Below are 6,137 nucleotides of genomic sequence, written 5' to 3'. Positions count from 1 at the left end.
CCCGTACGGGGCGCGGGCGTCCGGACGCACCGACGGTCCCGCCGGCTACCGCACCTCGACCGCCTCCAGACCCAGGCCCAGGTCCAGATCCAGTTCCGGCGTCCGCGCCGCCGTCGCCGCCCGGACCAGCGCCTGCATCACCCGGAGGTCGTCCCCCTGCTCGGGGTGCCACTGCACGCCGAGCGTGAACCCCGGTCCCTCCACCGCCTCCACCGTCCCGTCCGGTGCGTGCGCGCCGACCCGCAGGCCCGTGCCGAGCCGGTCCACCGCCTGGTGGTGGAAGGTCGGCACGGTCAGTTCGGGCTCCGGCAGCAGCCCGCCGAGCAGCGTCCCGGGCACCGGCCGCACCACGTGCGTGCCGTACTTGCCGGGGGAGCCGGTGTGCACGTCCACCTCGACGACGTCCGGCAGGTGCTGCACCAGCGTGCCCCCGCAGACGACGTTCAGGACCTGCATGCCCCGGCAGATCCCCAGCAGCGGCATGCCCGCCGCGAGCGCCGCCCGCAGCAGCGCGCACTCCCAAACGTCCCGCTCGACGGTGTCCACGTCGGTGAGCGGGTGCGGCTGCTGCCCGTAGTAGGCGGGGTCGATGTCCGGTCCGCCCGCGACGACCAGGGCGTCCAGTCGCGCCAGCACCTCCGGCGCGCGTTCCGGGGCGTCCGGCGGCAGCAGCACCGCGATCCCGCCCGAGTCCTTGACGTACGAGGTGTACCGCTCGGGCACCAGGGCCACCCGGCGGTCCCTCCAGTCGCTCCAACTCGCGTCCACCAGATAGGTGCTGACGCCGACAAAAGGCCTGCGATCCATGGCGGGCATTCTCCTCCCGTGCCGCCCGATACATCGCCAACCACGCATATCGGCGCGCCACACCAGCCCGCCCTCTTCCGCGCCGTCCGTGACAGGCCGTACGGTTCCCTGTGACCACGTGATCTCACAGCGTGATCGACGAGGAGGGTGTCCGCCATGAACGACCACGTCGCCGCGCCAGGCAGCGCCGCCGCTGCGCCGACCGCCCAGCCCGGCGCCACCGGCTCTGCCGGACCCGGCGCCGGGTCCGGCAGAGCCGTGTCGGCCGCGTCGCGCCGTGCCCCGCTGGCCCTGGACGAGCTGCGCGCCCTGGTCGACGCCGGCGAGATCCACACCGTCGCGCTCGCCTTCACCGACATGCAGGGCAGACTCCAGGGCAAGCGCTTCGCCGCCCGGTTCTTCCTCGACGAGGTGGCCGAGAACGGCGCGGAGGCCTGCGACTACCTGCTCGCCGTCGACATCGACCTCAACACGGTGGACGGCTACGCCCTCTCCTCCTGGGAGACCGGCTACGGCGACTTCGCGATGCGCCCCGACCTCGACACCCTCCGGCTCACGCCCTGGCAGCCGGGCACCGCCCAGGTCACCGCCGACCTCGCCCGGCACGGCGGACGTCCGGTCGCCGCGGCGCCCCGCCAGCTGCTGCGCCGCCAGATCGAGCGGCTGGCCGAACAGGGCCTGGCCGCCGACATCGGCACGGAGCTGGAGTTCCTGGTCTTCCGCGACACCTACGAGCAGGCCTGGCAGGGCGGTTACCGCAGCCTGACCCCGGCCAACCTCTACAACGTCGACTACTCGCTGCTCGGCACCGCCCGGGTCGAGCCGCTGCTCTCCCGGATCCGCATCGAGATGGCCGGCGCCGGCCTGGTGGTGGAGTCCGCCAAGGGGGAGTGCAACCTCGGCCAGCACGAGATCGCCTTCCGCTACACGGACGCGCTCACCACCTGCGACCAGCACAGCGTCTACAAGACCGGTGCCAAGGAGATCGCCGCCCAACTGGGCTGCGCGCTCACCTTCATGGCCAAGTACGACGAGCGCGAGGGCAACAGCTGCCACATCCACCTCTCGCTGCGCGACGCCGTCGGCGCCCCGGCCTTCGCCGACCCCGACGGTCGGATGACCGACACCATGCGGCACTTCCTGGCCGGCCAGCTGCTCGCACTGCGCGAGTTCACCCTGCTGTACGCGCCCAACATCAACTCCTACAAGCGGTACCGGCCGGGTTCGTTCGCCCCGACGGCGGTCGCCTGGGGCCGGGACAACCGCACCTGCGCCTACCGGGTGGTGGGCCGCGGCCCGGGCCTGCGGATGGAGAACCGGGTGCCCGGCGGGGACGTCAACCCGTATCTCGCGGTGGCCGGCATGATCGCGGCCGGCCTGCACGGGGTACAGCAGAAGCTGGAACTGCCCGCGCCCTGCCTGGGCAACGCCTACGCCGTCGAGGACTACGCCCGGGTGCCCGGCTCGCTCCGCGAGGCGGCCGACCTGTGGGGCGCGAGCGAGCTCGCCCGCGCCGCGTTCGGGGACGACGTGGTCGAGCACTACCTGCACATGGCCAGGGTCGAACAGGCCGCCTACGACAGCGCCATCACCGACTGGGAGCGCTACCGATCCTTCGAGCGGATGTGACCACCATCGACACCACCAGTGACACCACCACCGCCACCGCCACCGCCGGCCACGGGTCCGGCGCGGGACCCGCCGTCTCCGTCGTCCTCAACCCCGCCACCGGCGAGACCCTCGCCACCGTCCCGGACACCACCCCGGAGCGGCTGGACGCCGCCGTCCAGCGCGCCGTCAAGGCGCAGCAGGGCTGGGCCGCCCTCGCTCCCGGCGAGCGGGCCCGGCTGCTGCGGCGCTTCGCCGACCAGGTCGAGGTGCACGTCCCCGAACTCGCCGGACTGGAGGTCGCCGAGGCCGGCCACACCGTCGGGACCGCCCATTGGGAGGCGGGCAACGTCCGCGACCTGCTGGAGTACGCGGCCGGGGGAGTGGAGCGGCTGACCGGGCGGCAGATCCCGGTGGCCGGCGGCCTGGACGTCACGTTCCACGAGCCGGTCGGCGTGGTGGGGGTGATCGCGCCGTGGAACTTCCCGATGCCGATCGCCGCCTGGGGCTTCGCCCCCGCCCTCGCTGCCGGGAACGCGGTGCTGCTGAAGCCCGCCGAGGCCACCCCGCTGACCGCACTGCGGCTGGCCGAACTCGCCCTCGCCGCCGGACTGCCCGAGGGCCTGTTCCAGGTGGTCCCGGGTGCGGGCCCGACCACCGGCCGGGCCCTGGTCGACCACCCCGCCGTCCGCAAGATCGTCTTCACCGGTTCGACGGTGGTCGGCAAGGAGGTCGCCGCCCGCTGCGCGGCCCGGGCCAAGCGGGTCACCCTCGAACTCGGCGGCAAGAGCCCCAACATCGTCTTCGCCGACGCCGACCTCGCCGGGGCCGCCGATCCGATGTCCTTCCTCGACAACAGCGGTCAGGACTGCTGCGCCCGAAGCCGGATCCTGGTCCAGCGTGCGGTCTACGACGACTTCCTCGCCCTGCTGCTGCCCGCCGTCGAGGCGGTCCGCACCGGTGACCCGGCCGACCCGGAGACCCAGCTGGGCCCGCTGATCTCGGCCGCGCAGGTCCGCCGGGTGGCGTCGTTCGTCACCCCGGACCTTCCCGTGCTGGCCCGCGGCGCCGTGCCGGACGGCCCCGGCTTCTGGTACCCGCCGACGGTGCTGGCGCCCACCGACCCGGACGCGCCGGCGGTCACCGAGGAGGTCTTCGGTCCGGTCGCCGTCGTGCTGCCCTTCGAGGACGAGGCGGACGCCCTGCGGCTCGCCAACGCCACCCGCTACGGCCTCTCCGGTTCGATCTGGACCCGCGACCTCGGCCGGGCTCTGCGCCTGGCCCGGGGCGTCGCGGCGGGCAACCTCTCCGTCAACTCGCACTCCTCGGTGCGGTACTGGACGCCGTTCGGCGGATTCGGCGAGTCCGGTGTCGGCCGGGAACTCGGGCCCGACGCGCTGACCCACTTCACCGAGACCAAGAACGTCTTCATCCGGACCGAGGAGTAGGAGCACACCGTGACCCGGAAGTCCCACGAGACCCACGAGAGCCAGGAGCCCGGTGCCCCGGTCTGCCGGCGGCTGGTCGGCCGTACCGCGGTGATCACCGGAGCCGGCAGCGGCATCGGCCTCGCCGCCGCGCGCAGGCTCGCCTCCGAGGGGGCGAAGGTGGTCTGCGCCGATCTCGACGAGGCCACCGGCAAGGCGGCCGCGCAGGAGGTCGACGGCCTGTTCGTGCACACCGACGTCACCGACCCGTACATGGTCGAGGCGCTCTTCGACCAGGCCTACGAGACGTTCGGCAGCGTCGACGTCGCGTTCAACAACGCGGGCATCTCGCCGCCGGAGGACGACTCCATCCTGACCACCGGGCTGGACGCCTGGCGGCGGGTCCAGGAGGTCAACCTGACCTCGGTCTACCTCTGCTGCAAGGCCGCGCTGCCGTACATGCGCCGGCACGGGCGCGGCTCGATCATCAACACCGCCAGCTTCGTGGCCCGGATGGGCGCGGCCACCTCGCAGATCTCCTACACCGCCTCCAAGGGCGGGGTGCTGGCGATGTCCCGGGAGCTGGGCGTGCAGTTCGCCCGGGAGGGCATCCGGGTCAACGCGCTCTCGCCCGGGCCGGTGGACACCCCGATGCTCCGGGAGCTGTTCGCCAAGGACCCGGAGCGGGCGGCGCGGCGGCTGGTGCACATCCCGCTGGGCCGGTTCGCGCGGCCCGAGGAGATCGCCGCCGCCGTGGCGTTCCTCGCCAGCGACGACTCCTCCTTCATCACGGCGAGCGAGTTCCTGGTGGACGGCGGGATCTCGGGGGCCTACGTGACCCCGCTGTAGCACTCCGGGACGGGCCGCCGGGACGGGCCCCGGCCGGGCCGCCGGGAGGGTCCGGAATCGGTCCGTCCGGGCGGCCCCGCCGCTTCTCACCGTAATCTCATGGAAAATGCCGGGAATTCGGTGTCCCGCTGATATCGCGTTTATCCGGTTCCCTTTAGATTCTGTGTCGTGAGCGAGCAGATCCCCGCCGGGTGGTACCCGGACCCGAAGGACATCACCGGCGACCCGCGACCCCAGCGCTGGTGGGACGGCACGGGCTGGACGGCCAGCACCCGGCCCGCACCCTCGGACGCGCCGCCGCCGGAGTCCCCGGCGGCCGGCGCTCCGGGGCCGGACACGACCGCCGAGACCCGGGTGCTGGAGGGTGAGGTGCTGGAGGGCGGTCCGTCGGCCCGCTATCCGGAACCGCCCCCCTTCGGTACCGCCTACGGCTCGCCCGTGCCGCCGCCCCCCAAGGTGCGGCGCCGGCCGTCCAAGCTCGTGGTCGCCGCGACGGTGGCGGCCCTGCTCGGGCTGGGCGCCGGCTCGGGCATCACCTATCTGGCGATGGACGACCACGGGGACCGGCAGCGGTCCGCCCGCCCCGGCTTCCCGAACGGCCCGTACGGCGAGGGCGGCCCGTGGCGGGGCCTGCCGGACCTCGGCGGCCCCGGCGACCAGGGCAACGGCCAGGGCAACGGGAACGGCAACAACGGCAACAGCGGCAAGGGCGGCAACGGCAACGGCGGCGGCGACAGCAAGGGCGGCGACGGCGGCAACGGCGGCCAGGACGACGGCACGGCCAAGGGCCGCGACAAGGCCGTCGACGTGGTGAACCGGCTCGTCCTGCCCGTCCCGTCCGGCTGGGAGGGCGGGACCACCCGGGACGGCTTCGCCGCGCTCAGCATCGGCTCGTACACCTGCGAGGGCGGCGGGACCTGCTCGCTCGGCGGTGCCAACAGCGGCCGGATCGCCGGCGGCGGCACCGACGCCCAGGCGGCGGCCAAGGCCGACATCGAGAAGGCGGCCAAGGACTCCTACAACGAGCTGGTCTCGCACGAGGAGCTGAAGTCCGAGGCGGTCAAGGTCGACGGCCGGGACGGCTACCTGGTCCGCTGGAAGGTGGACGCGGCCAAGGGCAACGACGGGTACGTGCAGACCGTGGTCTTCCCGTCCGCCGACGGGAAGACCCTGGTCTCGGTGCACCTCGGCTTCGACATCACCCCCAAGGCGCCCGAGCTGTCGGTGATGGACACCATCGTCAAGGGCATCGACGACTACAGCGGCAAGCTGCCGGCCGTCCCGGGCCTCCCCGGTGGACCCGACGACGGCGCCGGTACCGCGACGACCTGACCCGGGCCGTGGGCCGGGACCGCAGCGGTCCCGGCCGGCCGCGGGAGACAGCGGGGGGGGGGGCCGCGCCGGCGCCCCCCCCCCCCGCCCCCCCCAACCCGGGGGGGGGGGGTA

The 6,137-nt window shown here is 73.7% G+C and carries 5 protein-coding genes; 4 read left to right on the top strand and 1 reads right to left on the bottom strand.

All coding sequences use genetic code 11. The features are described 5' to 3' along the window. Positions 1 to 45: 45 nt before the first annotated feature. A complete protein-coding gene (locus tag ACFWOG_RS38905) occupies positions 46 to 807 on the bottom strand; it encodes a gamma-glutamyl-gamma-aminobutyrate hydrolase family protein (RefSeq protein ID WP_380364303.1) in 762 nt (253 codons plus the stop codon). Between the two features lie 156 nt (positions 808 to 963). Between ACFWOG_RS38905 and ACFWOG_RS38900 the strand changes: the two genes are divergently transcribed. From ACFWOG_RS38900 to ACFWOG_RS38885, 4 genes are all read left to right on the top strand, one after another. Further along, the gene (locus ACFWOG_RS38900) at positions 964 to 2,436 is read left to right on the top strand and encodes a glutamine synthetase family protein (RefSeq protein WP_380364301.1); all 1,473 of its coding nucleotides are present in this window, start codon (positions 964 to 966) and stop codon (positions 2,434 to 2,436) included. Then, positions 2,433 to 3,863, top strand: coding sequence for an aldehyde dehydrogenase family protein (locus ACFWOG_RS38895; protein ID WP_380364299.1), 1,431 nt, complete (start codon positions 2,433 to 2,435; stop codon positions 3,861 to 3,863). The genes ACFWOG_RS38900 and ACFWOG_RS38895 overlap by 4 nt, the downstream gene beginning before the upstream one ends. Before the next feature lie 9 nt (positions 3,864 to 3,872). After that, positions 3,873 to 4,691, top strand: a complete 819-nt coding sequence (locus ACFWOG_RS38890) for a 3-oxoacyl-ACP reductase (protein WP_355408878.1) — start codon at positions 3,873 to 3,875, stop codon at positions 4,689 to 4,691. Positions 4,692 to 4,859: 168 nt separating this feature from the next. Continuing rightward, positions 4,860 to 6,023 (top strand): DUF2510 domain-containing protein, encoded by a 1,164-nt coding sequence (locus ACFWOG_RS38885; RefSeq protein WP_380364297.1) that lies wholly within the window; start codon positions 4,860 to 4,862, stop codon positions 6,021 to 6,023. The last annotated feature ends 114 nt before the right edge of the window (positions 6,024 to 6,137 follow it).

It is taken from the genome of Kitasatospora sp. NPDC058406 (assembly GCF_042722765.1).
Lineage (GTDB): Bacteria > Actinomycetota > Actinomycetes > Streptomycetales > Streptomycetaceae > Kitasatospora.
This window is presented reverse-complemented; position numbering and strand designations above follow the sequence as displayed.